Origin of the sequence: Enterobacter sp. E20 (assembly GCF_000801755.2) — a bacterium.
In the GTDB taxonomy this organism is placed as follows: domain Bacteria; phylum Pseudomonadota; class Gammaproteobacteria; order Enterobacterales; family Enterobacteriaceae; genus Enterobacter; species Enterobacter asburiae_B.
Genome location: NZ_CP012999.1, coordinates 1,033,716 through 1,060,679, shown reverse-complemented (window position 1 = coordinate 1,060,679; position 26,964 = coordinate 1,033,716). Strand labels below are relative to the sequence as shown.

Genomic DNA, 26,964 nt, shown 5'->3' with positions numbered 1-26,964 from the left:
TTTTCTTTTACCTGTCCCAGTAAGCCTCTTCGAGGCTGTCTTCCCGTTCCGGCAGCCCACGCGTTAAGCGCGGGGAGTGCTGGTTCAGTACCTGATAGCTCACGCGGTTGGCATATTTACACACCTGCGCCAGCGAGGAATAGGTCAGCCAGCTGAACTTGTGCTTGCTGGAGTTCGGCACGTTGGTTTTATGGTAGGCGTTCGCGGTGATGTCGTGCAGCAGTGCGGCCAGCGCGCCGTCGCCCGCACCGTTGGTGTTCATGATCTTCTCCGGCCCGCCCATATACGGCGCGATATGAGAGTAGATACGCAGCGGATTCACGCAATCTTTGTAGCGCATGCCGCGGCTGAACTCGTACTGGTTGAACTCGGCAATCGCACCGGGCAGCAGCGGGTGCTGGGTTTTGCGCTTGCTCTCTTCTTCCGTGAAGCCCGCCATGTACAGCCCCACCGGGCCGGCGGTACAGAGCACCAGATCCACCCAGTCCAGCGCTTTGTCAGACGCCAGCAGCGGATCGCTTTCGCCGGTCAGCGCTTCGGCCTCTTCTTCGTTCATCGCCAGAATCGAGACGTGCTCTTTCAGGAACGCCTGCCACCACTCCGGGTTATCGGCGATAACGAATTTTGTGCCCAGCGTCAGAACGACCGGCACGTTGTATTTCTTCGCGTACTCGATCGCTTTCATGGTCGCTTCCGGCATCGGCTCGCCCGGCTTACAGCGCACCAGGTAGGAGGTCAGCACCAGCGCCGAGGCGCCCGCGATCACCTCTTCCGGAATACTCTCGGCGCGCAGCTTGTTCATATGGCCCGGGCTGATGGCAAAAGTACGCTCGCCGGAATCGCTAATTAGCGTAAAGCAGCGGCCAATAGGCCCGTCGACGCCCTGAAGGTAGTTCAGATCGGTACGGCTGGAGGTGTTGCAGAGATAGCGGTAGGCATAGCCACCGATTTCGATATTGCTGCACATTACGCCGAGCAGCACCGAGCGATCGTCGGCCAGCACGGAGTAGTTATGCATGGTATTGCCGATGGTGCCACCGGCGAACTGATGGGTAATCAGGTTTTCGCGCACCAGCTCCTGATACAGCGCTTCGGCAACGTCGTCCTCAATCACCAGCGAGTGACCGGCGCTCAGACCGTAACGGGCGACAAACGCATCATCCACTTTCGCTTCAATGTCCACCAGCGTCTGATCGATACCGACGACCCATGCCGCGCTGGTTTCGTTTTCAGGCTGGATTTGCTGCAGGAGCGGATCGCGGGCATCGACGGGGAAGTAGTGTTTGGATTTGCGTTTACCGGGAAATTTCATGGTCTGAACTGTACGAAGAATATGGGCCGGGAATGGTAGCACAAACCCGGCCCGGAGTGCGATCAGCGGCTGTTCGTTACCAGCGAGACCATCATGTCAATATGCTCAGGCGAGTCGTTAAGCGCCGGAATGTACTCGTACTTTTCACCGCCAGCCTCAAGGAAAAATTCCCGGTTTTGCACCGCGATCTCCTCCAGCGTTTCCAGACAGTCTGCCGAGAAGCCCGGCGACATCACCTGAATGTGCTTCACGCCCTTCTCGCCCAGCATTTTGAGGGTTTCATCGGTGTACGGCGTCAGCCACGGCTCGCGACCGAAGCGCGACTGGAAGGTCATCATCACCTTCTCCGGCGGCAGGCCAAGGGCGGAAACCAGCTCGCGCGTAGTATCGCGGCAGCGCTGCGGATAATCATCCCCTTCATTGGCGAAACGCTGTGGGATACCGTGATAGGAAAGGAGCAGCAGATCCGGCTCGCCGTGCTTTTCAAACGACGCGCGCGCGCTGTTGGCAAGCGCCTGGATGTAGAGATCGTTATCCGCGTAGTCGCGAATAAAGGTCACGCCCGGAATGCGGCGGCGGGTCGCCAGAATGCGGGCCAGCTCGTCCCAGACGGCGGCCACCGTCGAGCAGGAGTACTGCGGGTAGAGCGCCAGCACAACGATATGGTCCACGCCCTGCGCCAGCAGTGATTCCACCGCGCTTTGCAGGGACGGTTTTCCGTAGCTCATGCCGAGCGCGACGGGCATATCCGGCAGTCGGGCGGCCAGCGCTTTTTCCTGACGACGGCTGTAAACCATCAGCGGCGAGCCCTCTTCCATCCAGACGGACTGATAGAGTTTGGCGACGCGCGGAGAACGAATCGGCAGAATGACGCCACGCAGCAGCGGCCACCACAGCAGTCTCGGGAAATCCACGACGCGCGTGTCGCTTAAAAATTGTCGCAGGTAGCGTTTTACCGCGTCTGATGTAGGTGCTTCTGGAGTGCCCAGATTGGCAAGCAGGATGCCGGTTTTCGCCTGACTCATTCACGCCTCTTAACCATTTGATAGGTTGTCAATTGTAGCGGAAATGCGTTTAAACGAAACCCATTGCTGTAATAGGTAAGATGAGAATATTTCTCACCCGGGAGCCCGGGTGAGAGGCGCGCGATTAGCCGAGGATTTTTTCCAGCTCTGCACGTACGTCAGCTACGGCTTTGGTGCCGTCAACTTTGGCGTATTTGGTGTTACCCGCCTGCGCTTCTTTGGTGTAGTAGCCGATCAGCGGCGCGGTCATCTGATGATATTCCACCAGGCGTTTACGCACGGTCTCTTCCTGATCGTCTTTACGGGTGGTCAGCTCTTCGCCGGTCACGTCGTCTTTGCCTTCAACCTTAGGTGGGTTGAATTTGATGTGGTAAACGCGGCCAGAAGCAGCGTGTACGCGACGGCCAACGATACGGTCAACGATCAGCTCGTCCGGTACGTCGAACTCCAGAACGTAGTCCACGTTGATGCCCGCTTCTTTCATGGCGTCAGCCTGAGGAATGGTGCGTGGGAAGCCGTCCAGCAGGAAACCGTTACGGCAGTCTTCCTGCGCAATGCGCTCTTTGACCAGAGCAATAACCAGCTCGTCGGTCACCAGCTTGCCTGCGTCCATGATGTCTTTCGCTTGTTTACCCAGCTCGGAGCCAGATTTAACAGCGGCGCGCAGCATGTCACCGGTGGAGATTTGCGGAAGACCGTATTTCTCCATGATGAACTGAGCCTGAGTTCCTTTACCCGCGCCCGGAGCGCCAAGCAGAATAATACGCATTGCGAAAATCCCCTCAAAAGTCGTTTCAATTTTTCAAAAGCGCTAAACAATACCACCAGAACGGGCATCGCTCAAGGAAGGCGGGAAGGCTGAAACGGTTAACGGGGGGAGATTATTTGGGTTAGTGCGGTCTGGTGCCCTCACCCCGGCCCTCTCCCACGTGAGAGGGAGAAGACCAGGGGAGGCGTGCTCAATTACGCCAGCAGCAGCGCATTCACACGTTTAATGAACAGGTTAGGATCTTCCAGCGTGCCGCGCTCGGCCAGCAGGGACTGATCCAGCAGCAGCTCAACCCACTCGGCAAAGCGGGCATCGTCCTGGGTATCCGCCGCACGTTTAACCAGAGGATGATCCGGATTAAGCTCAAAGATATATTTCACTTCCGGCATCGCCTGGCCCGCCGCAGCGAACAGTTTCGCCATCTGGGTGCTCATTTCGTCCGCATCGGTGGTGACAATGGCCGGGGTGTCGGTCAGACGGTGCGTGAAGCGCACCTCTTTCACGCGCTCACCCAGCAGGGTTTTCACACGCTCAACGAACGGCTCCAGCGCCTTCTCGGCTTCTTTCGCGCTTTCATCAACTTCATCCGCCAGCTTGTCGATGGACTCATCCGCTTTGGCGACAGACTGGAAGGATTTACCGTCGAACTCGGTCAGGTAGTTCATCATCCACTCGTCGATGCGGTCAGAAAGCAGCAGCACTTCGATGCCTTTCTTACGCAGCAGCTCCAGGTGCGGGCTGCTCTTCGCCGCCGCGTAGCTGTCGGCGGTGATGTAGTAAATCTTCTCCTGCCCTTCTTTCATGCGGGAGACGTACTCTTCCAGCGACACGGTCTGCGCGGAGGAGTCGGTGTGCGTAGAGGCGAAGCGCAGCAGTTTGGCGATGGTTTCAACGTTCGCGGTGTCTTCTGCCGGGCCTTCTTTCAGCACCAGGCCAAACTGTTTCCAGAAGGTCTGATATTTTTCCGCATCGTCTTTCGCCAGTTTTTCCAGCATCTGCAGCGCACGTTTGGTCAGGGCGTTGCGCAGGTTACGGGTGACGGTGCTGTCCTGAAGGATCTCACGGGAGACGTTCAGCGGCAGATCGTTGGAATCGATCAGACCGCGCACAAAGCGCAGGTAGTTCGGCATGAACTGCTCGGCGTCGTCCATGATGAATACGCGCTGCACGTACAGCTTCAGGCCGTGCTTGTGATCGCGGTTCCACATGTCCCACGGCGCCTGTGCCGGGATGTACAGCAGGCTGGTGTACTCCTGCTTACCTTCCACGCGGTTGTGGCTCCAGGTCAGCGGGTCGGTAAAGTCGTGGGCGATGTGCTTGTAGAACTCGTTGTATTCGTCGTCTTTAATTTCAGACTTATTGCGCGTCCACAGCGCCTGCGCCTTGTTGATCTTCTCCCAGGAAACCACGGTTTCACCGTCTTTCTCTTCCTGTTTTTCAATCTCTACCGGCAGGGCGATGTGATCGGAATATTTGCTGATGATGGAGCGCACGCGCCAGTCGTTCAGGAAATCGTCTTCCCCTTCACGCAGGTGCAGGGTGATTTCGGTCCCGCGATCCGCCTTGGTGATGTCATCAACGGTGTATTCGCCTTCCCCTTTGGATTCCCACAGGACGCCGTTCTCGGCGCTGTCGCCTGCCGCACGGGTACGGACGGTAACTTTGTCGGCCACGATAAACGCCGAGTAAAAACCGACGCCGAACTGGCCGATCAGCTGGCTGTCTTTCGCCTGGTCAGAGCCCATGGACTCAAGGAACGCTTTGGTGCCGGATTTGGCGATGGTGCCGAGGTGGTCGATCACCTCGTCGCGGTTCATCCCGATGCCGTTATCGGCGATGGTCAGGGTGCGGTTCTCTTTATTGAACGAGACGCGCACGCGCAGCTCGCCGTCGCCTTCATACAGGTCCGGGTTGGACAGCGCGCGGAAGCGCAGCTTGTCCGCCGCGTCCGAGGCGTTGGAAATCAGCTCACGCAGGAAAATTTCTTTGTTGGAATACAGGGAATGGATCATCAGGTGCAGAAGCTGTTTTACTTCTGACTGGAAACCACGGGTTTCTTGTCCTTTCATCTATGTCGACCTCAACAATGCCATTTAATGGGGTTTTAAAACGTTGAGTGAGAGATGGGGATAAGGGGGGAAATTTTCAAGCGGAGGCCGCGCGCGCAGCCTCCGTTTGGTCAGAAAATAATCTTGTGACGCCCTGCCAGAGAGTGCGACAGCGTGGTGCCGTCGACCATTTCCAGCTCGCCGCCCACCGGCACGCCGTGGGCGATGCGGCTGGCGTCAACGCCGTACTGCGAGCACAGTTCGGCGATGTAGTTGGCGGTTGCCTCCCCTTCCACCGTTGGGTTGGTGGCGAGGATCACCTCTTTGATGGTTTCGGACTCAAGACGCTGTTCAAGGCGGTCAAGACCGATATCATCCGGGCCAATACCGTCCAGCGGGGAGAGATGCCCCATCAGCACGAAGTAGCGGCCGGAAAACTGCCCGGTTTGTTCGATGGCGTAGATGTCCGCCGGACTCTCCACCACGCAAATCTGACCGTTTTCCTGACGACGCGGGTTCGTACAGATGTTACACACGTCCTGCTCGGTAAAGGTGCGGCAATCCGCACAGTGACCAATTTCTGACATGGCGCGGGTTAAAGCCTGCGCCAAGCGCATCCCGCCGCTGCGGTCGCGCTGCAATAGCGTAAACGCCATGCGCTGCGCCGACTTCGGGCCAACGCCCGGCAGGCAGCGCAGTGCTTCCATTAACTGCGTGAGCAGCGGACTGGTTTGCATCAGAATGGCATCTTGAAGCCAGGCGGCAGCTGCATACCGCTGGAAACAGAGGCCATTTTCTCTTTCTGAGTTTCGTCGATACGGCGAGCGGCATCGTTAAACGCGGCTGCAACCAGATCTTCCAGCATCTCTTTGTCGTCTTCGAGCAGGCTCGGGTCGATTTCCACGCGACGGCAGTTGTGCGCACCGTTGATGGTCACTTTGACCAGACCGGCACCGGACTCACCCGTGACTTCCAGCTGAGCGATCTCTTCCTGCATCTTCTGCATTTTTTCCTGCATCTGCTGAGCCTGCTTCATCAGGCCACCCAGACCGCCTTTTCCACCAAACATAGGCTTCTCTCTTCTTTCACGTTTAAGGATTACAACCGTAAGTCAGACTCACGATCAAATGGGGCGAATACTCTCTTCATCCAGATCGGCGTCGAAGAACCGGCGCAGGGTCTGAATGTTGTTATCCGCAATAATCGCCTCGCGCGCCTGCGCGAGCTTTTCTTCATAAATGGCCTGACGCCACTCGAGCGGCGTTTTCACTGCCGGATTATCATCTTCAATGATAGTCAATTCAACCGGCGCACCCTGTAATGCAGTGAGCGCCTCGGCCAGCGCCTTTTGCGCGCCAGGGGAATTGAGGTGCCGCTGGCCCGGACGCAGGTGCAAACGCACCTGATTGCCGTCCTGCTCTTTCCAGGCATTCAGCGCGACCTGCTCGACCAGCTTCGGCAGCTGGAGTTTGCTGACCTCGGCGGCCCAGGCGTCGCGCGCAATGGACTCTTCAGCAAGCTTCGCGGAAAGCTCCGGCGTTTTCTCATGCTCCAGCGCCTTTTTCAGCGCTTTCGGCGTGGCGACCTCTTCCTTCACCTCTTCGGTGATGGTGGTTGCCTTCCAGCGGTAAGCCTCTTCTTTCACCGGGGCTTTCTGCTCAAGCGCGGACGGTGCCGGACGCGACTGTACGCGCTCCGTTACCGAGGCCAGTCGTTCAAGCGCGGCGTTGTTCACCGGCCGCGCTCTTCCTGGCGCTGCCGGTTCACTCTTTTTTGGTTTGGTTACTCCCTGCGCACGCTGCAGCTGGCTGCGTGCGGCAAGCACCGAACTGGTGGCATCCGACAGCGGCACGTTTTGCTGCGGCGGCGGTGTCGGCTGCGGTGGCACCTGCTGCGGCGACATCACCGCCGTAGGGGCGACCGGCGCGAAAGACTGCCGCGGCGCTTCCGGCTCCGGCAATGGCATGCGCGGGTGGAACGCCAGCGCGCGCAGCAGCGTCATTTCAACGCCCATTCGTGGATCCGGCGCGAACGGTAGCTCTTTGCGGCCAATCAGCAGCGTCTGGTAGTACAGCTGCACGTCGGCAGGCGGCACGGTGCGGGCAAGTTCACGCATCCGCTGTTCAATGGCGGCCATATCCGCTCCGATGGCGGACGGTGAAAGCTGCAGCATCGCCACGCGGTGCAGCAGGCTGAGCATCTCAACCAGCAGTCCTTCCCATTCGATACCCCGGGCAGCGGCCGCGTTCACCTGCGACATCACGCGTTCGCCGTTGGCGGCAATCATCGCCTCGATAAGCGACAGCGCCTGATCGTCATCCAGCGTGCCGAGCATGGTGCTGACCGCCTCGGTGGAGAGCTTGCCGTCACCGCTGGCAATCGCCTGGTCGGTCAGGCTGAGCGCATCACGCAGGCTGCCGTCCGCCGCGCGGGCCAGCAGCTGCAGGGCGCGCGGTTCGTGGACAATTTTCTCTTCATCAAGAATGTGCTCAAGCTGCGCGCGGATCTGCTCAACGTCCAGCGCCTTCAGATGGAACTGCAGGCAGCGCGACAGGATCGTGACCGGCAGCTTTTGCGGATCGGTGGTCGCCAGCAGGAACTTCACGTGCGCGGGCGGCTCTTCCAGCGTTTTCAGCAGGGCGTTGAAACTGTGGCGCGACAGCATGTGCACTTCATCGATCAGGTAGACCTTGAAGCGGCCACGCGCCGGGGCGTACTGCACGTTATCGAGCAGATCGCGGGTATCTTCCACTTTGGTACGCGAGGCGGCGTCGATCTCGATCAGATCGACAAAACGCCCCTGCTCGATCTCCCGGCAGTTATCACATACGCCGCACGGCGTGGCGGTGATCCCGGTTTCGCAGTTGAGACCTTTTGCCAGCAAACGGGCAATAGAGGTCTTACCGACGCCGCGGGTGCCGGAGAAAAGATAGGCGTGATGGATGCGACCTAGCGACAAGCCGTTCGCCAGGGCCGTCAGCACATGTTCCTGACCGACAACGTCAGCAAAGGTTTGTGGTCGCCATTTACGGGCTAACACCTGATAACTCATGGGCAGGCTCTGCAACGCTGGAAGGTGAATTTATGGAGGGGAATGCTATCACAACCTCACCCATTGAGCGAGGTTGTGAAAACCGGGATTAATGACCCGGGAAAGGCACCAGGCTGTAGCTGGTGATGCCCTGTTTTTCCAGGCGCTGTTCACCGCCGAGATCGAACAGGTTGATGATGAATGCCGCGTCGGTCACTTCACCACCCAGACGACGGATCAATTTCACGGTCGCTTCAATGGTACCGCCGGTTGCCAGCAGATCGTCCACCACCAGCACTTTGTCGCCAGGCTTGATCGCATCAACGTGGATCTCCAGCTGATCGGTGCCGTACTCCAGCTCATAGTTCTCAGCAATGGTTTCACGCGGCAGTTTGCGCGGCTTACGCACCGGCACAAAACCCACGCCCATTGCCAGCGCAACCGGTGCGCCAAACAGGAAGCCACGGGCTTCGGTACCTACTACTTTGGTGATCCCGGCGTTTTTATAACGCTCGACCAGCAGTTCAATGCTGAGCGCGTACGCTTTCGGGTCTTCCAGCAAGCTGGTGACATCACGGAAAAGAATGCCAGGCTTTGGATAGTCCTGGATGCTTTTGATGCTGTTTTTCAGATATTCAAGCTGCTGTGCAGTTGCGGTCATCGGTTTTGCCTAAATGAAACAGTGTTACTCACAGCGCGCAACGAGTCGGCCAAGGCAACAATTGTTTAACCTTTGACCAGGCGCACCTGTGCTCGAAAACGGTCGAATTTACTGGCTGCGCGTGATAATTGCAACAGCCATGATGAGGCTTCAGTGCTTTTGTTGCTTTTCATCAACCACGGGGATCCGCCACATGAAGATAAGCAGGCAGGAGAGGATCGCCAGCAGCAGAATACGTACCCACATCATTTTCACCAGCCATAATGAAATAGCGAAGGTAATGAGGATCACCGCGATCGCGCGCGGCTTCGCGCCGGGCGGCATGGCCCGGTGTTTTTGCCAGTGCCGCAGATAGCCGCCAAACCACGAGCGATAGAGCAGCCAGTGGTGAAAACGCGGCGACGAGCGAGCGAAGCACCAGGCCGCGAGCAGGATAAACGGGGTGGTCGGCAGCAAGGGTAAAAACACGCCCAGCGTGCCAAGCACTACCGCGAGCCAGCCAATGATGATTAAAATAGTACGCTTCATAATGCGAATCGTTATCAAACTGAACGGCTACTTTACCACTGGAGAGCGCCTTGAAAACAGCACTGCTTCTTGAGAGGCTGCAAAATCAGCTTAGTGCTCTGCGGGAGCAGGCTACACCGCTGATGGGCCACGCCACGCTGAAACCGCGCTTTGATCGGCAGCTTTTTCGTACCCGCAGCACCGTCATTCAGGATTACCTGGCGGAAGCGCAGACCAACCTCGACGAGCTTCGCCATGCGGTTGAGAGTGAACAGCAGGAACAGGTGGCGTGGCTCGCAGAGCATCTGACAGAGCAGATCACCGCTCTGCATCGCGAAATCGCCGCCTGGCCGCTGCGCGCCTGGGACAGCGCCTCGCCGGGGCTCTGTAAATGGCAGCGCAAGCGGCTGGAGAACCAGGAGTTTGAGCGCCGGCTGTTTGAGATGAAGCGCGAGCGCGAGACGCGGCTGAACAACAGCGAGACGCTGGAAGAGCAGCAGCTATTGATGCGCGAGATTAGCGCGCTGGAAGGACGTATCGTCCGCTGCCGACAGGCGCGGGATGAGATTGAGCGCGTCATAGAACGTTTGACCCGTTAACAGGAGCCACACCCATGTCACTGGAAAATGCACCCGATGAGGTCAAGCTGGCCGTCGATTTGATTATGCTGCTGGAGAATCATGAGATCCCCGCCGAAACGGTGCTTAAGGCACTGGAGATTGTGCGGCGGGATTTTGAGGGAAAATTACCCTCACCCCGGCCCTCTCCCTGAGGGAGAGGGGGAAAATCGTTCCCTCGCCCCTGAGGGCAGAGGGAAAATAATAGATTACGCCGGAGTCGGATCGTCACCCTTGATGTCGCGCTTCACTTCCGTATGCTCATCACCTTTCTCGTTACGCAGGTGAACCTCAAGCTGGTTGAAGGCGATATTAATATCGTTTTCACGACACAGACGATCGATAGAACGGTTGAGTTCATCCACCGTGTAGCTGCGGTCACGCAGCTCGCGCACGTATAAACGCAGCTCGTGATCCAGCGTGCTCGGCCCAAAGGTGGTGAAGAAGACCGCCGGCGCCGGATCGTGCATCACTTTCGGATGTTCTGACGCCGCCTTGAGCAGCACCTCTTTCACCTTCTCCAGATCCGATCCATAGGCTACGCCCAGGCGGATCACCACGCGCGTCACCGTATCGGAGAGCGACCAGTTGATCAGACGCTCGGTCACGAACGCTTTGTTCGGGATGATCACCTCTTTGCGATCGAAGTCGGTGATGGTGGTGGCACGAATGCGGATCTTGCTGACCGTACCGGAGAAGGTGCCGATGGTGACGGTATCGCCGATTCGTACCGGACGTTCGAACAGGATGATCAGGCCGGACACGAAGTTACCGAAGATCTCCTGCAGGCCAAAACCAAGACCGACCGAGAGGGCGGCCGCCAGCCACTGCAGTTTATCCCACGAGACGCCAAGCGAGCCAAAGACCGTCATCGCCCCAACAATAATGATCACGTAGTTGAGGATCGTGGTAATGGCGTAGGACGCCCCCTGGCGAAGATTCAGACGTGACAGGAGCAGCACTTCAAGCAGGCCTGGCAGGTTGCGAATCAGCGCCCAGGCCACCACCGACGACACCAGCGCAAACAGCAGGCTGCCCATGGTCACGCTTTTCATGACCGCCGCGCCCGCTTCGGTACCGTTGTATTGCCAGAGGGTAATACTGTCGAGATAGGCGAAAACGGTAATAAGATCGGACCAGATAGCCCAGAACATCACCGCAAACAGGGCGATCATCACCAGCATGGTGATGCGCAGCGTCTGCTGGTTAACCTGCTCCAGGGCGATGGTCGGCTCTTCCTGCGGCTCCGCGCCTTCGGCCCCCTCTTTCACCTGATGCTGACGACGCGCGATGGCACGGCGATAGGCGATGCGGCGAGCCGCCACGCTCAGGCCGCGCAGCACGGTCTGATAGAGCAGGTTCCAGACGATCACCAGATAGACCGTTTCAATCCAGCGCCCGGACAGGCGCAGCGTGGTATAGAAGTAGCCCGTTGCCGTCAGCACCATTAGCGCCAGCGGAATGATCGCCAGCACCGTCACGGTGGCCAGGCGAATATTGTGGGATTCTTTATCACGCCAGCTGTCGCGGCACATCGGCCACATCAGGATCGCAATCAGCAGCAGGTTCAGCAGGATAACCAGCTGGCCCAGCACGTCATCCATCAGGTGCAGCGGGGAAAGCTCAGAGACAACCGACCAGAAGTGCAGCGGCAGGAGCGCCAGGCTAATGCGCACAATCTGACGACGCCAGTGGCTGGTCAGCTGCGCAGGCATGTTGAAATGACGCACCGCCACGCCGTCTTTTTCCAGCACCTTCCAGCACACGCCAAAGACCAGCCAGAACAGCGCCAGTTTTTTACTGAACGCCCACAGCAGATCGCTGACGTTGAGCTGCATCGTGAGCAGAATCAGGCCCACCGCCAGAATAATCAGACACACCGGCAGGGCGCGGATGAGATCGATGAGAATCGCTTTTGGCGTATGGAGCTGGCTATCGTTGCGCAGCTGCCCCACTTCGGAGGCCAGCTTCGCCTGATATTTTTTCAGCCAGCCCAGACGCCAGCGGATCAGGCCGGCAATCAGCAGCAGCGGTAATCCCGCCAGCAGGGCAATCGTCACCGCAGGCCAGGCTTTCTCCCAGTTTACGGTGATCTTCATGCTCTTAATCTGCGTTTTCAGCGTCTCCGGGAAGGATTTGACCCAGTCCCAGTCCATCGGTTTGTTGCTGTTCACCCAGAAAATCTGCTGGGTCAGGATCTCCTGCAGACTTTTCGAGACGCTCACCAGCTGCTGCTGGTTGATTTGCAGGTTAATGGCCATCATCAGCTGGTTGCCCAGCTGTTTGTTGAGCTGGTCCAGCAGCTCGCGACGCATATCGACGACCTGGAGCAGCGCGTCGTGCACTTCCGGGTTCACGTCGCTGGAATGCCCCTCTTCAATTTTGGCGACAAAGGTATCGCTCTGGAAAAGGGCATCGCGCTGCTGGTTGACGTCAAACTGTTCCAGACGTAAATCCGCAATGCGGTTGGTCATGTCCTCCAGCTCATCGGCGGACGGGAGCGTCTGCTGCTGCTGGTAGAGAATACGCGACAGCAGGAGGCTGCCCTTCAGGACCGCAATCTGCTCTTTGATGTTGCGCTCAGCCTGCAGCGCGCGATCCAGCCAGTTCTTCACTTTGATATTTTGCTGAACCAGCGAGTTGCCGTTTTCCGTCGCCAGTATCAGGCGCTGGCTAAGCTGGTGGTTGGCCTCGAGCTCCTGTTTCACCAGCGGATTCGCCTGAATGCGGGCGGTTTCGTCAGGCGATACGGCCTCCTGGGCGGTTTTTTCCGTCAGGGTCAGGCGTTTGCTGTTTACCGCCTCCTGCAACAGCTGAAGCTGGTGTTCCAGGCGGTTAATATTCGCGGTGACGTAATCACGCTGTTTCTGAAGCGTGTCCTGCAGCACCGTATTCCCTTCCAGGCTTTTACGCTGCTGTTCAATCTGTGCGTTGAGCAAGGTCTGCTGAACCAGCAGCAGGGTTTGCTGCGTCGGGCGCAGCGTGCCTTCACCCACCGTCGTGCCGTTCAGACGGTTGCGGATCTGCTGCAGCTGCTGAGACGCGGCGTACATCGCGTTTTGCACGCGCTCGGGCTGGGTCTGCAGCGAGACAAGCTGGCTGTTATAGGTTGCGAGATCCGACTGCGCGGTTTGCAGGTCGTCGAGCAGCTGCGCGACGCGGGACTCCAGCTGGCGTAAGGAGAGCGTCGAGAGCGTCTTGCGCGTCTCGTCGTCGTTATCCACATCGCTGAGGGCATTCAGCGCGTCGGTGGCCTTACGCATGTTTTCAGGCGCCTGCGCCACCTTCTGGCGAAGCTGGACGTTTTCCGCTTTGATGCGTTCAATTTTATCCAGCGTTTCCAGCGTTTCCGTCAGGTCCTGCTGGACGAGTTTCTCCTGAGGGGAGAGATCTTTTTGTTTATTCAACGTGTCGAGCTGCGACTGAACATCGCTGCGCGAGGGAATATCGTTGCTGTTATCGGCGCGGGCCCAGGTCAGCGGCGCCGTGGCGAAGAAAAACAGCATCGCAAAGAGCAATGCAAAAACAGGATGTTGCGAGCGATTGATGGGCAGCATAGTTGTGAATGATGTCAGAAGATGACCGAAAATAGTCCGGCGTGAAGAATATCACGCTCGCTGAAAGCAGAATAGCGCGAACGTTATCCTCTGAGATAAATCCTGGAAAGGGATCAGGCCGTTAGCGAAGGCGCGTCGCTGCGCAGCGTGGGGCAGAGCTGTAGCATTTCCAGTAAAATCGCCACGTAGCTGCGGGCTTCCTCTTTGAGGTCAAAGGATTGCGGCGAGAAAAGCCAGTTTTCCATCAGACCGGAAATGTAGCTGCGCATCAGGATTGCCGCCCGTCGGGTCAAGAGATTGGCCGGTAATAGTTTTGCCTGCATACACAGGTTCAGATTCTGTTCAATACGATCATAGCTCTCCAGGCTAAGGCTGCGTTGCGCCTGCTGCACCACCGCCATCTCGCCCACGAACTCGCATTTATGAAAAATAATCTCCATCATTAATCTGCGACGTTCTTCAACTACCGTTGCTTCAAGGATATATACTAATATTTCTCTCAATACTGAGAGTGGATCGTCAGGGAATTTTGCCCGATACTCACTCTCGAGATCGCTAATGCTGGACTCTGAAAGCTCCCAGATTTCACTGAACAGATCTGACTTATCTTTAAAATGCCAGTAAATCGCTCCTCGCGTCACACCGGCAGCCTGAGCAATCTGCGCCAGCGAGGTGGATGAAACACCCTGCTGCGAGAACAAACGTATTGCCACATCCAGAATGTGTTGTCGGGTTTCCAGCGCTTGTTGTTTAGTTTTTCGTGCCATAGGTGGGTGAATTTACAGGAGTCAGATTTACATACATTTGTGAATGTATGTACCATAGCATGACGATAATATAAACGCAGCAATGGGTTTTTAGACTCAGGACCCTTGATCAATTTGAAATCGGACACTCGAGGTTTACATATGAACAAAAACAGAGGGTTAACGCCTCTGGCGGTCGTTCTGATGCTCTCAGGCAGCTTAGCGCTAACAGGATGTGACGACAAACCAGCTCAACAAGGAGCTCAGCAGGCGCCAGAAGTAGGCGTCGTGACGCTCAAATCTGAACCTCTACAAATCACCACCGAATTACCAGGCCGTACCAATGCTTACCGCATTGCGGAAGTGCGTCCTCAGGTCAGCGGCATTATCCTGAAGCGTAACTTCACCGAAGGTGGTGATGTGAAAGCCGGTGAGTCTCTGTATCAGATTGATCCAGCAACCTATCAGGCCTCTTATGAAAGTGCGAAAGGCGACCTGGCGAAAGCACAAGCCGCGGCCAAAATTGCTCAGCTGACGTTGAACCGCTACCAAAAGCTGCTCGGCACCAAGTACATCAGCCAACAGGATTACGATACCGCTCTGGCCGATGCACAGCAGGCTAACGCGGCCGTGGTGGCAGCCAAAGCGGCCGTCGAAACCGCGCGCATTAACCTGGCCTATACCAAAGTGACCTCCCCTATCAGCGGTCGTATTGGTAAATCTTCCGTCACGGAAGGGGCGCTGGTGCAGAACGGTCAGACCAATGCGCTGGCAACCGTGCAGCAGCTTGATCCGATCTACGTTGACGTGACGCAGTCCAGCAACGATTTCCTGCGCCTGAAACAAGAGCTGGCTAACGGCACCCTGAAACAGGAAAACGGCAAAGCCAAAGTGGAACTGATTACCAATGACGGTATCAAGTTCCCGCAGGAAGGAACCCTGGAATTCTCTGACGTGACGGTCGACCAGACTACCGGTTCCATCACCTTACGTGCGATTTTCCCGAACCCTGACAAAAATCTGCTGCCAGGTATGTTCGTTCGCGCGCGTCTGGAAGAAGGAACGAATCCAACCGCACTTCTGGTTCCACAGCAGGGAGTGACTCGTACGCCACGCGGCGATGCGAGCGCGCTGGTTGTTGGGGCTGATGACAAAGTCGAAACGCGCAATATCACCGCCACTCAGGCGATTGGCGATAAATGGCTGGTGACGGAAGGTCTGAAAGATGGCGATCGCGTGATTGTTACTGGTTTGCAAAAAGTTCGTCCTGGCGCGCAGGTTAAAGCACAGGAAGTGAAATCTGACGATAAACAACAAGCTTCGGCCGCTGGCCAGTCAGAACAAACCAAGTCTTAACTTAAACAGGAGCCGTTAAGACATGCCTAATTTCTTTATCGATCGCCCCATATTTGCGTGGGTGATCGCCATAATCATCATGCTGGCCGGGGGACTTGCGATCCTGAAGCTGCCTGTTGCGCAATATCCAACGATTGCGCCACCGGCGGTGACAATTTCCGCAACCTACCCGGGGGCTGATGCGAAAACGGTGCAGGACACCGTCACCCAGGTTATCGAACAGAACATGAACGGTATCGATAACCTGATGTACATGTCCTCAAACAGTGACTCCACCGGTACGGTGCAGATCACCCTGACCTTCCAGTCAGGTACGGATGCTGACATTGCGCAGGTTCAGGTGCAGAACAAACTGCAGCTGGCAATGCCTTTGCTGCCGCAGGAAGTACAACAGCAGGGTGTGAGTGTCGAGAAATCGTCCAGTAGCTTCCTGATGGTTGTCGGCGTTATCAACACCAACGGCACCATGACGCAGGAGGATATTTCCGACTACGTGGGCGCCAACATGAAGGACGCCATCAGCCGTACTTCCGGTGTGGGTGACGTGCAGCTGTTCGGTTCCCAGTACGCGATGCGTATCTGGATGGATCCGAACAAGCTGAACAACTTCCAGCTGACGCCGGTTGACGTGATCAGCGCGATTAAAGCGCAGAACGCCCAGGTAGCGGCCGGTCAGTTAGGCGGTACGCCGCCGGTGAAAGGCCAGCAGCTTAACGCCTCGATCATCGCGCAGACCCGTCTGACCTCTGCCGATGAATTCAGCAAAATTCTGCTGAAGGTGAATCAGGACGGTTCGCAGGTTCGCCTGCGCGACGTGGCGAAAGTTGAGCTGGGCGGTGAGAACTACGACATCATCGCGAAGTTCAACGGTAAACCGGCTTCCGGTCTGGGTATCAAACTGGCGACAGGCGCTAACGCCCTGGACACCGCCACGGCGATCCGCGCAGAGCTGAAGAAGATGGAACCGTTCTTCCCGTCAGGTCTGAAAATCGTTTACCCGTACGACACCACGCCGTTCGTCAAAATCTCGATTCATGAAGTGGTTAAGACGCTGGTTGAGGCGATCATCCTGGTATTCCTGGTGATGTACCTGTTCCTGCAAAACTTCCGCGCGACGCTTATCCCAACGATTGCCGTGCCGGTGGTATTGCTCGGGACCTTTGCGATCCTGTCGATATTCGGCTACTCGATAAACACCCTGACGATGTTCGGGATGGTGCTCGCCATCGGCCTGCTGGTGGATGACGCTATCGTCGTGGTCGAGAACGTCGAGCGCGTGATGGCGGAAGAAGGTTTGCCGCCGAAGGAAGCGACCCGTAAATCAATGGGCCAGATCCAGGGCGCGCTGGTCGGTATCGCGATGGTGCTGTCTGCGGTATTTATCCCGATGGCCTTCTTCGGAGGCTCTACCGGTGCGATTTACCGTCAGTTCTCCATTACCATCGTTTCCGCGATGGCGCTGTCGGTGCTGGTCGCGTTGATCCTGACGCCTGCCCTGTGTGCCACCATGCTGAAGCCAATTCAGAAAGGCGGTCACGGCGAGCATAAAGGCTTCTTCGGCTGGTTTAACCGCATGTTCGATAAGAGCACGCATCACTACACCGACAGCGTGGGCAACATCCTGCGCAGCACCGGTCGTTACCTGCTGCTCTATATCATCATCGTGGTGGGCATGGCCTTCCTGTTCGTTCGTCTGCCAAGCTCGTTCCTGCCAGATGAAGACCAGGGCGTGTTCCTGACGATGGCACAGCTTCCGGCGGGTGCCTCGCAAGAGCGTACCCAGAAAGTGCTGGATGAAGTGACGGACTACTATCTCACCAAAGAGAAAGACAACGTTGAGTCCGTGTTTGCGGTTAACGGCTTTGGCTTTGCGGGTCGTGGTCAGAACACCGGTATTGCCTTCGTTTCTCTGAAAGACTGGTCTGAACGTCCGGGCGAAAAGAACAAGGTTGAAGCCATCACCGGTCGTGCAATGGGCACCTTCTCGCAGATTAAAGATGCGATGGTCTTCGCCTTTAACCTGCCAGCGATTGTTGAACTGGGTACGGCGACCGGTTTCGACTTCCAGCTGATTGACCAGGGCGGTCTGGGCCACGAAAAACTGACGCAGGCGCGTAACCAGCTGTTTGGTGAAGTCGCTAAACACCCTGACCTGCTGGTCGGCGTGCGTCCAAACGGCCTGGAAGATACGCCGCAGTACAAGATCGATATCGACCAGGAGAAAGCCCAGGCGCTGGGCGTATCCATCAGTGACATCAATACCACGCTGGGCGCAGCCTGGGGCGGTAGCTACGTTAACGACTTCATCGACCGCGGTCGTGTGAAGAAAGTGTACGTGATGTCAGAGGCGCAGTACCGTATGTTGCCTAACGATATCAACAGTTGGTTCGTGCGCGGCAGCAATGGTCAGATGGTACCGTTCTCGGCGTTCTCAACCTCACGCTGGGAATACGGTTCGCCGCGTCTGGAACGCTATAACGGTCTGCCATCGATGGAGATCCTGGGTCAGGCTGCTCCGGGCCGAAGCACCGGTGAAGCCATGAACCTGATGGAAGAACTGGCAAGCAAACTGCCTGCGGGTATCGGCTATGACTGGACCGGTATGTCCTATCAGGAACGTCTGTCCGGTAACCAGGCCCCTGCCCTGTACGCCATTTCACTGATTGTGGTCTTCCTGTGTCTGGCGGCACTGTACGAGAGCTGGTCGATTCCGTTCTCCGTTATGCTGGTGGTTCCACTCGGTGTTATCGGTGCGCTGCTTGCGGCAACGTTCCGCGGACTGACCAACGACGTTTACTTCCAGGTAGGCCTGCTGACAACCATTGGCTTGTCGGCGAAGAACGCGATACTTATCGTTGAATTCGCCAAAGATCTGATGGAGAAAGAAGGCAAAGGTCTTATTGAGGCGACGCTTGAAGCGGTTCGTATGCGTCTGCGCCCAATCCTGATGACGTCGCTGGCGTTCATCCTCGGCGTACTGCCGCTGGTTATCAGCTCCGGTGCAGGCTCCGGCGCGCAGAACGCGGTAGGTACAGGCGTAATGGGCGGTATGGTTACCGCGACCGTACTGGCTATCTTCTTCGTACCGGTGTTCTTCGTGGTGGTTCGCCGCCGCTTTAGCCGCAAGAATGAAGATGTTGAACACAGTCATTCGGTAGAACCTCACTGATACCGGTTCCACATGATAAAAAGGCCGCATTAGCGGCCTTTTTCATTTTCAGAAAAAATCATAAATTACGCTTATTGTGGCTCTATTTATTTTCTGCCATCTCAAATAGACATATCATAATTAACTGATACCTTAATCGGTGAATTCAGGATTTTTTTAATTTCATTTCCCCGCTTAAGCTATTAGGAATATTCCTAATAAGAAGTTCTTACAAAGATAAGTCTGAATCTGAACTTTTCTCATCATTTTTGCTAAGCCGATGAAACGTAAGGAAGCGATAAAACCCCGTCGTTAATTTGGATAAAAACGTTGAGTCCAGGGTGACCATTTGCGTACACGCTCCCAGCCTGCGGTTTTTATTTGTAATTTTTCGTAATAGCGCGGTGAAATCCAGGAAGGAGTGGCTTATAGTTAGGTTATCAGGAACACAGCACTCATGTAGCTAAGTCAGTTGTATCCATCCCGACAATGATGTTCGGTGAGTAAGAAATCACTCAGAAGGGGATGCGCTATGGACGAGTACTCGCCAAAAAGGCATGATATCGCGCAGTTGAAATTTCTCTGCGAATCCTTGTACCATGACTGCCTTGCCAATCTTGATGAAAGTAACCATGGCTGGGTAAATGACCCAACGTCTGCCATCAATTTACAGTTGAATGAGCTGATAGAGCATATCGCAACCTTCGCACTTAATTATAAAATTAAGTACAATGAAGATAATAAGCTCATTGAGCAAATTGATGAATACCTGGACGACACCTTTATGTTGTTCAGCAGTTACGGCATTAACGCTCAGGATTTGCAAAAATGGCGTAAATCGGGAAATCGGCTATTCCGCTGTTTCGTCAACGTGAGCAGAGCTAACCCGGTGAGTCTTTCCTGTTAAAATTATTACAATTACTAAGGTGAATTTATGTCTGATAAACCACTCACAAAAATCGATTATTTGATGCGCTTACGACGTTGTCAGTCAATTGACACGCTTGAGCGCGTCATTGAAAAGAATAAATACGAGCTTTCTGATAATGAGCTGGCGGTATTTTATTCAGCCGCTGACCATCGTCTTGCTGAACTGACAATGAATAAACTGTATGACAAAATCCCTACTTCTGTGTGGAAATTTGTCCGTTAATCTTTGAAGGGTGTCTGTAGAGTTCTACGCCTCGTTCTGAGTATTTACCTGTCCCGTTATGCTCCCTGTGCGTAAGCCAGGTCTCCGTGTAAAACGTGTTCATCAACAGCAATGTTGTGACGTCAGTCACATCGGCTTTTCGGGAACGTTCCCCTTCTGGCCTGTTCCGATTACCCTTCGGTAATAACATCCAGAGAGGTTTCCAATGAGCTTAGAAAAACAGAAAATGATTGCCGGTGAACATTACCGCCCCGGCGATGAGGCGTTACGGGCTGACCGACTGCACGCCCGCCATCTGGTTTACCGCTATAACCACACCGCGCCTGATGAAAAAACAGAACGCCAGAACATTCTGGCGGAACTTCTGGGACAAAGCGCAGGCGCTTATATTGAGCCGAGCTTCCGCTGCGACTACGGATATAACATTTATCTGGGCAAAAACTTTTACGCTAACTTCGACTGCGTGATGCTGGATGTCTGCCCTGTTCATATTGGCGATAACTGTATGCTCGCACCGGGTGTTCATATTTATACGGCTACCCATCCCCTGGACGCGGAAGAACGAAACAGCGGCGTGGAGTTTGGAAAACCCGTCAATATTGGCAATAACGTCTGGATTGGCGGCAGGGCTGTCATTAACCCTGGCGTCACCATTGGTGATAATGTGGTCGTGGCCTCCGGCGCCGTCGTGACGAAAGACGTCCCGGCTAACGTCGTCGTTGGCGGCAATCCGGCAAAAATCATCAAAACGCTGTGAGGTTGCGGGGAGTCAACTGTTATAGTCTTTTAGCGCCAGACTGTTACTTTTTTCAGCCTGATGGCTCCCCTAAAATTGGCAGACCCCCTGTATTGTCAACTCTTATGAAGGCAAAAAATGACCGAGATACAGCGCCTGCTTACCGCCACCATCGACGATCTTAACCTCCGCGAAAAGCGCGACAATCGCCCGCGCTTTAGCATTAGCTTTATTCGCAAACATCCTGGACTGTTTGTCGCCATGTATGCCGCCTGGCTGGCGACGCTTATTGTGATGCTGAAGTCCGAAACGCTGGTGGACTCCGTCTGGCTGCTGGTTGTACTGTTTGTCGTCTTTAACGCCTTTTTCTTTTTCGACGTGAATCCGCGCTACCGTTACGAAGATATCGACGTGCTCGATTTCCGGGTCTGCTATAACGGCGAATGGTACAACACGCGTTACGTGCCAGAGGAGCTGATCGAAAACATCATGCACTCACCGGCGGTTGAAGCCGGGCAAAAAGAGAAGCTGCAGAAAATGGTCTCCACCAAAGGTCAGCTCTCATTCTATGATGTTTTTACCCTTTCCCGCCCTGCTGCTGCGTAATTAACGCCTGCAGACGTCGGATCCCCGGCGCAAACTGAGAAGCAGAGGTATTGCCGTAACCTAAAACCAGACCGGTTTGCCCCTGCTTCGCCTCCAGGTAGTACCCGCTCAGCGCAGCGGGTGCCAGCTGAAACGCCCTCGCCTGCTCCACCAGCCTTCGGTCGTCAATATCGTCTATCGCCAGCGTCAGATGCATTCCCCCTTCGCCTGCCAGAATGCGGTGCGGAGAATAAAGCTCTGCGCCCAGCACCTCACGCAGCTGGCGGTAGCGTTTACGGTAGAGCCGACGCATGGCGGCAAGATGACGGGCGTAATAACCTTCTTCAATAAACAGCGCCAGGGTACGCTGCTCCGCACGATGCCCTCCGCGCAACAGCGAGCCGATGGCCGGGCGAGCCGCTTTCGCCAGCGCTGGCGGTAGCACCATGAACCCCATTCTGAGCGAGGGAAACAGCGTTTTACTGAACGTCCCCAGATACACAACGGGCGCATTGTTGACCATTCCCAGCATCGCCGGTACGGGCTCACCGGCATAGCGGAACTCGCTGTCGTAATCGTCTTCAATGATCCACGCGTTATGCTGTCGGGCCAGCTCCAGCAGCGCCAGCCGCCGCCGCGCGCTGAGCACGCTCCCGTAAGGGAACTGATGCGAAGGTGAGGTAAAAATCATTGAGGGCGCAGGCGCATCCAGCCCTTCCCAGCACATTCCCTCGTCATCTACCGGTATTCCCGTCATTGCCAGGCCAGTTTTAACAAACGCACTCTTTGCCCCGCTATAGCCGGGGTTTTCTACCCAGGCGACATCGCCAGGCTCGCTTAACAGCATCGTGCAGAGGTTGACGCCCTCCAGCGCTCCCTCGGTTATCACAATCTGGCTGGCGTCGCAGTCGATACCGCGGGACAGGGCGAGATGCCGGGCAATCGCGGCCCGCAGCGACGGCTCGCCGGCCGGGTCGCCATAGCCTAACAGGGCACTCCCGTCCTCGCGCAGGACGCGATCGTACAATCGCCGCCACAGCGGCAAGGGGAAATAGTTAATGGCAGGCGTTCCCGGCGTAAATGCCATCACCGGGGTGTCGCGCGGCACGGGCGCGGGCAGCAGGGCGACCCGTTTTGTCAGCCTGACGTCAGGATCCGGCAATGCCCGGGCAATCGTACGATGAGCGAATTGCCCCACCCGCGTACCCTGACGGTTACGCAGCAAATAGCCTTCGAGCGTGAGCTGGTCCAGCGCCGCATTGACGGTGTTTCGGGAAACCGAGATCTGCTGCGCCAGCGTTCGCGAGCCGGGCAGCTGGCTGCCGGACCGAAGCCTTCCGCCCAGTATGGCCCCCCGCAAAGCAAGATAGAGCGCGCGCTGGAGCGTCTCCTGCCCACGCTTATTCAGCGCAGCATGTAGCAAAGTGTAAAGCTCATCACCCGGTATATTCATCTTCCCTCCTTGTGGTACCAGAAAAACATAGCCTGGTGGTTCTTTTTAAGGAACCAGCAATTCACTAATCTGGAAATCTTTTCAACGTCACGGAAATAAAGATGAATACATTCAATGCGTTTGGACAGCCTGTAGGCGAAGCCCTTATCGACTGGCAGCCTCGTCAGCACCCGTCCCGGGTGGTCCTTCAGGGTCACTATTGTCGGCTTGAGCCGCTGCGCGTGGAGCATGCCCACGCGTTGTTCTCCGCCTACTCCCTGGCCGGAGATACCCGCAGCTGGACGTGGCTGCTGCGTGAACCCGATGCCACCGCAGAGGAGTTTGCCGACTGGGTGGCGAGCGTAAGTGAGTTATCCGATCCCATCCACTTTACCGTTATGGATAACCGGACCCAGTCTCCTGTCGGGACGCTATCCCTGATGCGGATCGATCCTAAAAACGGGGTCGTGGAAGTGGGGCACGTTCACTTCTCTCCTCTGTTAAGCCGCACGCCAGGGTCGACAGAAGCGCAGTATCTGCTGATGCGATACGTATTCGATACCCTGGGGTACCGGCGTTATGAATGGAAGTGCAATAGCCTGAACGAGCCTTCCCGCAAAGCGGCGCTGCGTCTGGGCTTTCAGTTTGAAGGACGCTTTCGCCAGGCGCTGGTGATAAAAGGCCGTAACCGGGATACCGACTGGTTTTCGATTCTCGACAAAGAGTGGCCGGCGCTGGCGAGCGCCTTTGAAAGCTGGCTTGCCACCGACAATTTTACTGCCGATGGCAAACAGAAAAGATCCCTGGAAAGCTGGCGAGAAACGCGCGTTTAGCGTCTTTTTTTACGTCCCTGAACCGCCTTAAAGCGCGGATTAGATTTGCAAATCACGTATAAGCGTCCCTTGCGTTTGACTATCTGGCAATCCGGGTGACGCTGCTTTGCACTGCGTAATGAGTTAAGTACCTGCATGGTTAGCCCCGCTTCGCATTGAGAAAACCGCCAAAACGCTTACGGAAGCGCGCTGCGCTGCCGTCCGTGGAGAACGTTTTCTGCTTACCGGTATAAAACGGGTGCGATTTTGAAGAAACCTCGATGGTGATGTACGGATACGTTTCACCGTCGAGTTCAATTTCGCGGTCGGTTTTAATGGTTGAGCCGACTTTGAAGTACTCATTAGCGCTGGTGTCGTGGAATACCACGGTGCGATAGGCTGGGTGGATATCGGGTTTCATCGTAAATCCTTTATGTTTTGTTATAACATAACAAAATAATATCCAGGCAAGATTGAAAAAACAACCCCTCTCTTCTGACGATAATTTCTCGTATGCCTGAGATAAAATGAAAACCATGCCAACCACGTGCTATAACTATATCATTTCGCGGTAAAATCTTTCTTTTCAGGCAGGGAACTCAATGCCCAGGAACGGGCATACGAGGAAGGACACGACAGCATGAAAACCCGACATCTGGTCAGTCTGGTGACTGGCGTACTTATCTTTTCTGTGCTGGTCCCCATTTGCCTGAGCATCTGGCTGGCCCATCGCCAGGCGGAAGATAAATTCGCCGATGCGCTGGATAATTATGCCTCCCGCGTGCTGGTTCGCACCGACAGGGTTGTGGATCAGGCAAAAGAAGCGCTCGATCACCTGCAGGCCTTTGAGGGAGTGCCGTGTAGCCCCTTGCAATTGCGGGAAATGCGCCGGGTCGCTTTCTCGTGGCGATATGTCCAGGAAGTGATTTATATCGACAACCTTCGACCGCTCTGCTCCTCCCTGGAGCAAACCAGCCATGCGTCCCCTTTCCCTCCTCCAATGCGCATTACCGAAGACGGTTACAGCGCGTGGCTGACCACGCAAAACGATCTTGGGTTTAACCGCTACATGACGGTGCTGGGAAAAGGCCACTACCTTGTCATGATCGATCCTGCCTCGCTGGTGGACGTGATCCCTTTCGGCGAGATAGCGATTGATGCCGCCCTGGTAGGAAGCGCAACGCACCGCATATTTGCCAGCAGCAGCAAGCTCGACTCTCACATCCGCGACATGGTTCAGGAGCGGGGTGTGAAAAGCGTGCAGTACAACGGTTCAATGTACGTCATGAAGTCTGTACCTGAGCTTGGATTTACCGTCGTCGCATGGGCAACGCTCAAACCGCTGGCTGAAACCTGGCACCGGCAGCTTCTTTTCTGGTTACCGTTCGGCATGTTGATAAGCCTGCTCGCCGCACTGTTTGTCCTGCGGATCCTGCGGCGTATCCAGTCGCCGCGCAATCGCCTGCTTGACGCCATTAACAGCCGGGATTTTGTGGTGCACTATCAGCCCATCGTGGCGCTCTGTAGCGGAAAAATTGTGGGCGCTGAGGCGCTGACGCGCTGGCCTCAGCCGGACGGAAGCTGCCTCTCGCCGGATATTTTTGTCCCCCTTGCCGAGCAAACGGGGCTCATCTCGAAGCTGACACAGTTAGTCATCGAAAAGGTGTTTGAAGATATGGGCCACTGGCTGCAACGCTATCCGGATCAGCATATCTCCATTAACCTCGCCCCTGCCGATTTAACCTCCGGCATCCTGCCGCCTCTGCTGAGCCAGCTCCTGAACAAGTGGCAGATCCACCCCCGGCAAATCGCCCTGGAGCTCACCGAGCGCGGCTTTGCCGATCCCAAAATTAGCGCACCGGCTATCGCCGCATTTCGCCGTTCAGGCCACCCTGTCTATATTGATGATTTTGGCACGGGCTATTCCAGCCTGAGCTATCTGCAGGATCTGGACGTCGACACGCTAAAAATTGATAAATCGTTCGTGGATGCGCTGGAGTATAAAAACGTGACGCCGCACATCATTGAAATAGCGAAGTCGCTGAAGCTGGCGATGGTGGCGGAGGGCGTCGAAACCGCAGGGCAGCTCGCCTGGCTACACCGCCACGGCGTGCAGTACGGGCAGGGGTGGTACTACAGCAAAGCGCTGCCAAAAACGGAATTTATTCTCTGGGCAGAAAATAACCTCGGCACGCACGCTACTTGAGATAGGATTTCATCACCCGCAACACCACGCCAAGATCGGCTTCACGCTGCGCTTCTTCAGGCTCTTTCACCACATGATCGGTTAAATGCCCTTCGATCACTTGCATCATCATGCCATTGACCGCCCCGCGGATCGCCGCCAGCTGCTGTAACACCTCGGCGCATTCGTGATCGCTGTTGAGCATTTTCTCCAGCGCGGTGCTCTGCCCCTGAATTTTCTTCAGGCGAGTCAGTAACATCTTCTTGTCTCGAACGGTATGTGACATCTCTGTATCCCTTATTTTTTGGCTTTTAAAGCATATCACGCTCTACTCCCCCTGAGTATTTTTCTACTGGGGGGTAGTATTGAACTACTGGGGGGGAGTAGTATCTCCACACGCTTTCCACTCCGGAATTTCCCATGACCGATTTTGCTTCACTCCTTCAGCAGGGCAACGCCTGGCTGTTTGTTCCCAGCGCTATCCTGCTCGGTGCGCTACATGGCCTGGAACCGGGCCATTCAAAAACAATGATGGCCGCCTTTATCGTGGCCATCCGCGGCACGCTGAAACAGGCGGTGCTGCTCGGCCTGGCAGCCACGCTCTCCCATACGGCGGTGGTCTGGCTCGTTGCGATGGCGGGATTATGGTTTGGTCGGGGCTGGGATGCACACACGTCCGAACCCTGGTTCCAGCTGATCTCCGGAGTGCTGATCGTTGCGATCGCCCTGTGGATGGCGTGGCGAACCTGGAAAGAGAGCCAGCCGCACGATCATCATCATCACGACCATGATCACCACCACAATGACCATGACCATGACCATGACCACCATCATGATCATCACCACCACCACCACGAACACTCGCTGGTTGAAGAAGAGTGGCAGGATGCCCACCAGCGCGCTCACGCGCAGGATATTAACCGGCGCTTCAGCGGTCAAAACGTCACCACCGGACAGATCGTGATGTTTGGCCTGACCGGCGGGCTTATCCCCTGCCCGGCGTCCATCACCGTACTGCTGCTCTGCCTGCAGCTGAAGCATTTCGCCCTCGGCGCGACGCTGGTGTTCAGCTTCAGTATTGGTCTGGCGTTAACGCTGGTCGCTTCCGGCGCGATTGCCGCCTTAAGCCTCAAGCACGCGACCAAACGCTGGCCCGGGTTTAGCGAATTCTCCCGTAAAGCGCCGTGGATCTCCGCTGCGCTGATTACCGTAGTAGGGATTTACATGAGCCTGCATGGCCTGAGCGGCATTCTGGCGTAAGACTGCGGCCACGCTCTGTGGCCG

25 protein-coding genes, 1 pseudogene and 1 other annotated feature are annotated in these 26,964 nt (G+C 55.9%); of the genes and pseudogenes, 11 read left to right on the top strand and 15 right to left on the bottom strand.

Translation table 11 applies throughout. From position 1 onward, the window contains the following. Positions 1-7 precede the first annotated feature (7 nt). From NI40_RS04910 to NI40_RS04870, 9 genes are all read right to left on the bottom strand, one after another. A complete protein-coding gene (locus NI40_RS04910; RefSeq protein WP_029741032.1) occupies positions 8-1,312 on the bottom strand; it encodes an inosine/guanosine kinase in 1,305 nt (434 codons plus the stop codon). 62 nt (positions 1,313-1,374) lie between these two features. Further along, positions 1,375-2,337, bottom strand: a complete 963-nt coding sequence (gene hemH, locus NI40_RS04905) for a ferrochelatase (RefSeq protein WP_033144798.1) — start codon at positions 2,335-2,337, stop codon at positions 1,375-1,377. Positions 2,338-2,461: 124 nt separating this feature from the next. Beyond that, positions 2,462-3,106, bottom strand: coding sequence for an adenylate kinase (gene adk / locus NI40_RS04900; RefSeq protein ID WP_039263968.1), 645 nt, complete (start codon positions 3,104-3,106; stop codon positions 2,462-2,464). Positions 3,107-3,300: 194 nt separating this feature from the next. Further along, positions 3,301-5,175 (bottom strand): molecular chaperone HtpG, encoded by a 1,875-nt coding sequence (htpG, locus tag NI40_RS04895; protein WP_039263967.1) that lies wholly within the window; start codon positions 5,173-5,175, stop codon positions 3,301-3,303. Between the two features lie 110 nt (positions 5,176-5,285). Beyond that, complete coding sequence (recR, locus tag NI40_RS04890) at positions 5,286-5,891, bottom strand: recombination mediator RecR (protein WP_008499298.1); 606 nt, start codon at positions 5,889-5,891, stop codon at positions 5,286-5,288. Continuing rightward, the gene (locus tag NI40_RS04885) at positions 5,891-6,223 is read right to left on the bottom strand and encodes a YbaB/EbfC family nucleoid-associated protein (RefSeq protein ID WP_003858972.1); all 333 of its coding nucleotides are present in this window, start codon (positions 6,221-6,223) and stop codon (positions 5,891-5,893) included. The genes recR and NI40_RS04885 overlap by 1 nt, the downstream gene beginning before the upstream one ends. A gap of 54 nt (positions 6,224-6,277) precedes the next feature. Beyond that, on the bottom strand, positions 6,278-8,206 hold the full coding sequence (gene dnaX, locus NI40_RS04880) for a DNA polymerase III subunit gamma/tau (protein WP_039263966.1): 1,929 nt from the start codon (positions 8,204-8,206) through the stop codon (positions 6,278-6,280). Beyond that, positions 6,884-6,948: a sequence feature (DnaX frameshifting element), on the bottom strand. It overlaps the preceding gene by 65 nt. Before the next feature lie 88 nt (positions 8,207-8,294). Further along, a complete protein-coding gene (gene apt, locus NI40_RS04875; protein WP_039263965.1) occupies positions 8,295-8,846 on the bottom strand; it encodes an adenine phosphoribosyltransferase in 552 nt (183 codons plus the stop codon). A 150-nt stretch (positions 8,847-8,996) separates the two neighbouring features. Further along, the gene (locus NI40_RS04870) at positions 8,997-9,374 is read right to left on the bottom strand and encodes a DUF454 family protein (protein WP_029741960.1); all 378 of its coding nucleotides are present in this window, start codon (positions 9,372-9,374) and stop codon (positions 8,997-8,999) included. Positions 9,375-9,424: 50 nt separating this feature from the next. Here NI40_RS04870 and priC point away from each other — a divergent pair, with 50 nt between their 5' ends. Together priC and rsmS are read left to right on the top strand one after the other, a co-directional pair. Then, the gene (priC, locus tag NI40_RS04865) at positions 9,425-9,952 is read left to right on the top strand and encodes a primosomal replication protein N'' (protein ID WP_039263963.1); all 528 of its coding nucleotides are present in this window, start codon (positions 9,425-9,427) and stop codon (positions 9,950-9,952) included. A gap of 14 nt (positions 9,953-9,966) precedes the next feature. After that, a pseudogene (gene rsmS, locus NI40_RS22480) lies at positions 9,967-10,135 on the top strand (pleiotropic regulatory protein RsmS); the annotation flags it as partial. A 44-nt stretch (positions 10,136-10,179) separates the two neighbouring features. Here the strand turns inward: rsmS and mscK are convergent. Further along, a complete protein-coding gene (gene mscK / locus NI40_RS04860) occupies positions 10,180-13,527 on the bottom strand; it encodes a mechanosensitive channel MscK (RefSeq protein WP_039263962.1) in 3,348 nt (1,115 codons plus the stop codon). Between the two features lie 113 nt (positions 13,528-13,640). Next, positions 13,641-14,294, bottom strand: a complete 654-nt coding sequence (acrR, locus tag NI40_RS04855) for a multidrug efflux transporter transcriptional repressor AcrR (protein WP_033144791.1) — start codon at positions 14,292-14,294, stop codon at positions 13,641-13,643. A gap of 141 nt (positions 14,295-14,435) precedes the next feature. Between acrR and acrA the strand changes: the two genes are divergently transcribed. From acrA to NI40_RS04825, 6 genes are all read left to right on the top strand, one after another. Beyond that, positions 14,436-15,629, top strand: a complete 1,194-nt coding sequence (gene acrA, locus NI40_RS04850) for a multidrug efflux RND transporter periplasmic adaptor subunit AcrA (RefSeq protein WP_029741963.1) — start codon at positions 14,436-14,438, stop codon at positions 15,627-15,629. Positions 15,630-15,651: 22 nt separating this feature from the next. Beyond that, the gene (gene acrB, locus NI40_RS04845) at positions 15,652-18,798 is read left to right on the top strand and encodes a multidrug efflux RND transporter permease subunit AcrB (RefSeq protein ID WP_029741964.1); all 3,147 of its coding nucleotides are present in this window, start codon (positions 15,652-15,654) and stop codon (positions 18,796-18,798) included. Between the two features lie 511 nt (positions 18,799-19,309). Then, complete coding sequence (gene tomB, locus NI40_RS04840) at positions 19,310-19,684, top strand: Hha toxicity modulator TomB (RefSeq protein WP_008499288.1); 375 nt, start codon at positions 19,310-19,312, stop codon at positions 19,682-19,684. Between the two features lie 27 nt (positions 19,685-19,711). Beyond that, a complete protein-coding gene (locus NI40_RS04835; RefSeq protein WP_008499287.1) occupies positions 19,712-19,930 on the top strand; it encodes an HHA domain-containing protein in 219 nt (72 codons plus the stop codon). Positions 19,931-20,135: 205 nt separating this feature from the next. After that, a complete protein-coding gene (gene maa / locus NI40_RS04830; protein WP_039263961.1) occupies positions 20,136-20,687 on the top strand; it encodes a maltose O-acetyltransferase in 552 nt (183 codons plus the stop codon). Between the two features lie 117 nt (positions 20,688-20,804). Further along, the gene (locus NI40_RS04825) at positions 20,805-21,272 is read left to right on the top strand and encodes a YlaC family protein (RefSeq protein WP_023310598.1); all 468 of its coding nucleotides are present in this window, start codon (positions 20,805-20,807) and stop codon (positions 21,270-21,272) included. Here the strand turns inward: NI40_RS04825 and pdxR are convergent. Further along, positions 21,244-22,704, bottom strand: coding sequence for a MocR-like pyridoxine biosynthesis transcription factor PdxR (gene pdxR / locus NI40_RS04820; protein ID WP_039263959.1), 1,461 nt, complete (start codon positions 22,702-22,704; stop codon positions 21,244-21,246). The genes NI40_RS04825 and pdxR overlap by 29 nt on opposite strands. A gap of 101 nt (positions 22,705-22,805) precedes the next feature. Between pdxR and NI40_RS04815 the strand changes: the two genes are divergently transcribed. Beyond that, the gene (locus NI40_RS04815; protein WP_039263958.1) at positions 22,806-23,516 is read left to right on the top strand and encodes a GNAT family N-acetyltransferase; all 711 of its coding nucleotides are present in this window, start codon (positions 22,806-22,808) and stop codon (positions 23,514-23,516) included. Here NI40_RS04815 and ykgO read toward each other — a convergent pair. Both ykgO and NI40_RS04810 read right to left on the bottom strand, forming a co-directional pair. Continuing rightward, positions 23,513-23,653 carry a type B 50S ribosomal protein L36 gene (ykgO, locus tag NI40_RS22475; RefSeq protein ID WP_003859006.1) on the bottom strand — a complete coding sequence of 47 codons (141 nt, stop codon included), beginning with the start codon at positions 23,651-23,653 and terminating at the stop codon, positions 23,513-23,515. The genes NI40_RS04815 and ykgO overlap by 4 nt on opposite strands. A 2-nt stretch (positions 23,654-23,655) precedes the next feature. Continuing rightward, positions 23,656-23,916, bottom strand: a complete 261-nt coding sequence (locus tag NI40_RS04810) for a type B 50S ribosomal protein L31 (protein WP_010428154.1) — start codon at positions 23,914-23,916, stop codon at positions 23,656-23,658. A gap of 219 nt (positions 23,917-24,135) precedes the next feature. Between NI40_RS04810 and NI40_RS04805 the strand changes: the two genes are divergently transcribed. Next, positions 24,136-25,701 (top strand): EAL domain-containing protein, encoded by a 1,566-nt coding sequence (locus NI40_RS04805; RefSeq protein WP_033144787.1) that lies wholly within the window; start codon positions 24,136-24,138, stop codon positions 25,699-25,701. Here NI40_RS04805 and NI40_RS04800 read toward each other — a convergent pair. Then, positions 25,694-25,966: a metal-sensing transcriptional repressor gene (locus tag NI40_RS04800; protein WP_023310594.1), complete on the bottom strand. Its 273-nt coding sequence runs from the start codon at positions 25,964-25,966 to the stop codon at positions 25,694-25,696. The two genes, NI40_RS04805 and NI40_RS04800, sit on opposite strands and share 8 nt — an antisense overlap. Before the next feature lie 134 nt (positions 25,967-26,100). Here NI40_RS04800 and NI40_RS04795 point away from each other — a divergent pair, with 134 nt between their 5' ends. Then, positions 26,101-26,940, top strand: coding sequence for a nickel/cobalt efflux protein RcnA (locus tag NI40_RS04795; protein WP_039263956.1), 840 nt, complete (start codon positions 26,101-26,103; stop codon positions 26,938-26,940). Positions 26,941-26,964 lie beyond the last annotated feature (24 nt).

Excerpts from the sequence above, each read along its gene's own strand:
- NI40_RS04870 (WP_029741960.1), bottom strand. The coding sequence starts at position 9,374 with ATGAAGCGTACTATTTTAATCATCATTGGCTGGCTCGCGGTAGTGCTT.
- acrA (WP_029741963.1), top strand. The coding sequence starts at position 14,436 with ATGAACAAAAACAGAGGGTTAACGCCTCTGGCGGTCGTTCTGATGCTC.
- htpG (WP_039263967.1), bottom strand. The coding sequence starts at position 5,175 with ATGAAAGGACAAGAAACCCGTGGTTTCCAGTCAGAAGTAAAACAGCTT.
- NI40_RS04910 (WP_029741032.1), bottom strand. The coding sequence starts at position 1,312 with ATGAAATTTCCCGGTAAACGCAAATCCAAACACTACTTCCCCGTCGAT.
- NI40_RS04815 (WP_039263958.1), top strand. The coding sequence starts at position 22,806 with ATGAATACATTCAATGCGTTTGGACAGCCTGTAGGCGAAGCCCTTATC.
- recR (WP_008499298.1), bottom strand. The coding sequence starts at position 5,891 with ATGCAAACCAGTCCGCTGCTCACGCAGTTAATGGAAGCACTGCGCTGC.
- mscK (WP_039263962.1), bottom strand. The coding sequence starts at position 13,527 with ATGCTGCCCATCAATCGCTCGCAACATCCTGTTTTTGCATTGCTCTTT.
- dnaX (WP_039263966.1), bottom strand. The coding sequence starts at position 8,206 with ATGAGTTATCAGGTGTTAGCCCGTAAATGGCGACCACAAACCTTTGCT.
- NI40_RS04885 (WP_003858972.1), bottom strand. The coding sequence starts at position 6,223 with ATGTTTGGTGGAAAAGGCGGTCTGGGTGGCCTGATGAAGCAGGCTCAG.
- acrB (WP_029741964.1), top strand. The coding sequence starts at position 15,652 with ATGCCTAATTTCTTTATCGATCGCCCCATATTTGCGTGGGTGATCGCC.
- maa (WP_039263961.1), top strand. The coding sequence starts at position 20,136 with ATGAGCTTAGAAAAACAGAAAATGATTGCCGGTGAACATTACCGCCCC.
- NI40_RS04795 (WP_039263956.1), top strand. The coding sequence starts at position 26,101 with ATGACCGATTTTGCTTCACTCCTTCAGCAGGGCAACGCCTGGCTGTTT.
- ykgO (WP_003859006.1), bottom strand. The coding sequence starts at position 23,653 with ATGCAGGTACTTAACTCATTACGCAGTGCAAAGCAGCGTCACCCGGAT.
- adk (WP_039263968.1), bottom strand. The coding sequence starts at position 3,106 with ATGCGTATTATTCTGCTTGGCGCTCCGGGCGCGGGTAAAGGAACTCAG.
- NI40_RS04805 (WP_033144787.1), top strand. The coding sequence starts at position 24,136 with ATGAAAACCCGACATCTGGTCAGTCTGGTGACTGGCGTACTTATCTTT.
- NI40_RS04825 (WP_023310598.1), top strand. The coding sequence starts at position 20,805 with ATGACCGAGATACAGCGCCTGCTTACCGCCACCATCGACGATCTTAAC.
- NI40_RS04835 (WP_008499287.1), top strand. The coding sequence starts at position 19,712 with ATGTCTGATAAACCACTCACAAAAATCGATTATTTGATGCGCTTACGA.
- acrR (WP_033144791.1), bottom strand. The coding sequence starts at position 14,294 with ATGGCACGAAAAACTAAACAACAAGCGCTGGAAACCCGACAACACATT.
- pdxR (WP_039263959.1), bottom strand. The coding sequence starts at position 22,704 with ATGAATATACCGGGTGATGAGCTTTACACTTTGCTACATGCTGCGCTG.
- NI40_RS04810 (WP_010428154.1), bottom strand. The coding sequence starts at position 23,916 with ATGAAACCCGATATCCACCCAGCCTATCGCACCGTGGTATTCCACGAC.
- tomB (WP_008499288.1), top strand. The coding sequence starts at position 19,310 with ATGGACGAGTACTCGCCAAAAAGGCATGATATCGCGCAGTTGAAATTT.
- hemH (WP_033144798.1), bottom strand. The coding sequence starts at position 2,337 with ATGAGTCAGGCGAAAACCGGCATCCTGCTTGCCAATCTGGGCACTCCA.
- NI40_RS04800 (WP_023310594.1), bottom strand. The coding sequence starts at position 25,966 with ATGTCACATACCGTTCGAGACAAGAAGATGTTACTGACTCGCCTGAAG.
- apt (WP_039263965.1), bottom strand. The coding sequence starts at position 8,846 with ATGACCGCAACTGCACAGCAGCTTGAATATCTGAAAAACAGCATCAAA.